The organism is Staphylococcus sp. EG-SA-2 (genome assembly GCF_017152085.1).
In genome coordinates, this window is record NZ_JACYHC010000641.1 from 1 (window position 1) to 2,256 (window position 2,256).

At 31.3% G+C, this 2,256-nt stretch carries 3 protein-coding genes and 1 pseudogene; 1 reads left to right on the forward strand and 3 read right to left on the reverse strand.

The window, feature by feature from the left end:
• Window positions 1-603: HAD hydrolase family protein (locus tag IDG60_RS11480; protein ID WP_206160717.1), on the forward strand; the 603-nt coding region annotated here is incomplete at its 5' end.
• 47 nt (window positions 604-650) lie between these two features.
• Here the strand turns inward: IDG60_RS11480 and IDG60_RS11485 are convergent.
• From IDG60_RS11485 to IDG60_RS11495, 3 genes and pseudogenes are all read right to left on the reverse strand, one after another.
• Window positions 651-1,124 carry an SWIM zinc finger family protein gene (locus tag IDG60_RS11485; RefSeq protein ID WP_000523668.1) on the reverse strand — a complete coding sequence of 158 codons (474 nt, stop codon included), beginning with the start codon at window positions 1,122-1,124 and terminating at the stop codon, window positions 651-653.
• Between the two features lie 123 nt (window positions 1,125-1,247).
• Window positions 1,248-1,949 carry an ABC transporter ATP-binding protein gene (locus IDG60_RS11490; protein WP_000571259.1) on the reverse strand — a complete coding sequence of 234 codons (702 nt, stop codon included), beginning with the start codon at window positions 1,947-1,949 and terminating at the stop codon, window positions 1,248-1,250.
• Window positions 1,942-2,256 (reverse strand): annotated as a pseudogene (locus IDG60_RS11495) (ATP-binding cassette domain-containing protein); the annotation flags it as partial. The pseudogene IDG60_RS11495 and the gene IDG60_RS11490, both read right to left, overlap by 8 nt.

Consider the following 2,256-nt stretch of genomic DNA (forward strand, 5'->3'; position numbering starts at 1 on the left):
CATCAGCACACATTAATTGGCGCAAATGGTGCTATGATTTCACAGCAATCAAAGATTTCTGTTATCAAACCAATTCATACAGATACATATCACCATATCTTAAAAATAATTCAAAAGTATGAGTTAGATTATATTATTGATGATGATTGGAATTATGCTGCACAACTTGACGCTGAGAACGCGATTTTTGAGCGTTTAGATCCACATAAGCTGGCCAGTTGTATTGATGTTGCAAATATCGACACACCAATCAAGATCATTTTATTAAATATAGACCCGGCACAAATTACAACTATATTAGACGAGCTAAATAAATACCATCAAGAATTGGAAATGATTCACCATTCAAATGAGTATAACATTGATATAACAGCGCAAAATATTAATAAATATACTGCATTACAATATATATTTGATGCAGATGTTAAATATATAGCATTTGGTAATGACCACAATGATATTTTCATGTTACAACATGCTAGTAGTGGCTATATTATAGGACCATCAGAAGCATACACACACGCAATATTGAAACTTGATAAAATCAAACACATCAATAATAATACACAAGCTATTTGCAAAGTCTTAAAATCATATAAATAAAAGCACCCCTATCAAATGATAATCATTATCAATCGATAGGGGCTATTTTAATAAAATTCGTCCTCGAACATTTCTTCCTCTTCATCTAATCCAAATAATTCTGCCATTTCTCCATGTTCAATTAACATGTTTAAATATGCATCGCGGAGTTCTTCTTCACTCATATCATTAATCATTTCTTTAAGACTATCAATCCACATATTTCTGCGTAATTGATAGTCTTCTTCAACTTCGTTTAACATCATTATATGTTTATTTGCTGCTTCTGGACTAGCTGTAAAGAGTAATGCAATCATATGTTTACATATCACTCGTCTTCCATCAGCATGAGGACAATTACATTTGGATTTTCTAGGATGTTCCATATCAATATAACAACGATATACTTTGTTGCCACTGCCCTTTACTTCAGCCTCATGCTGCGTTTCTGAAAATGATTTTAAGTTAATGACGCATTCACTTTGATAATAATTAAAGCCTCTTTCTATAGAACGAATACTTGCAATATCAAGTAATCCCATTAATGATACTCCTTTTTATTATTATTTTTAAATAAAGAAAATAAAATCGATAAGTGTCTAGATTAATATACTTGATTCATCTATATTTTATAACAAGTCTAGAATTATCGCATTCTTAAATAGCTAATATGAAAATGTTTGCACTAATTCTTTTGTATAAGGGTGTCTATCAACATTAAATAATTCCTCTATTGCAAAATCATCGACTATCATGCCATCCTTAAGAACGATAATTCTATTAACTAAGCGTTGTAACACGGATAAATCATGAGAAATAACGATAAAATGATTTAAGTTCGTAATCGTTTGCGCTTTTAATATATTGATTACATTTTGTTCAGCTATAACATCTAAATTTGAAGTTATCTCATCACATATTAAAACGCGAGGCTGTGCTAATAACGAACGCATGACATTAAATCTTTGTAATTGTCCGCCACTCACTTCGCTTGGTAATTTAGTCAATAATTGCGCGTTTAACTCAAAAGTAGATAAATGTTGTAATAATAATTGATCCTGAGCAGTATTATCAGTTAGGCCTCTGTAATAATATAACGCTTCTTTTAATGAGGTCTCAATCGTCCAATCAGGGTTAAAGCTAGTTAAAGGGTGTTGGAAAATCGTTAACACAGCATTATCACTTAAGTAAATTTCTCCTTTAACAGGTTTAAACAAGCCAAGAACCAATGAAGCGAGCGTACTTTTACCACAGCCACTTTCGCCTAAAATACCAACATTTTCTCCATCAGGTATAGTAATATTGATATCTTGTAGCACCATCTGCTTTTTATTATAACCAAAAGTCACATGTTTTAACTCAATCATAGTAATCCCTCTTTAATTGTGTTCTATATTTAATTAGACGTTCAGTATACGGATGCAAATGCTCATACTTGAAATGATTAATATTACCTCGTTCAATGATTTGACCTTCTTTTAAAACATAAATGTACTGACAATATTTCAATACATGACTTAAGTTATGTGTGATAATAAATAATGTTTGACCATGTTCTAATACAATATGCTGTAATAAATCCATCACTTGATTACCGTTCAAAGCATCCAATGATGCAACTGGTTCGTCTGCAATGATTAATTTAGGCTCCAACATGAGAACGCTTGCTATGTA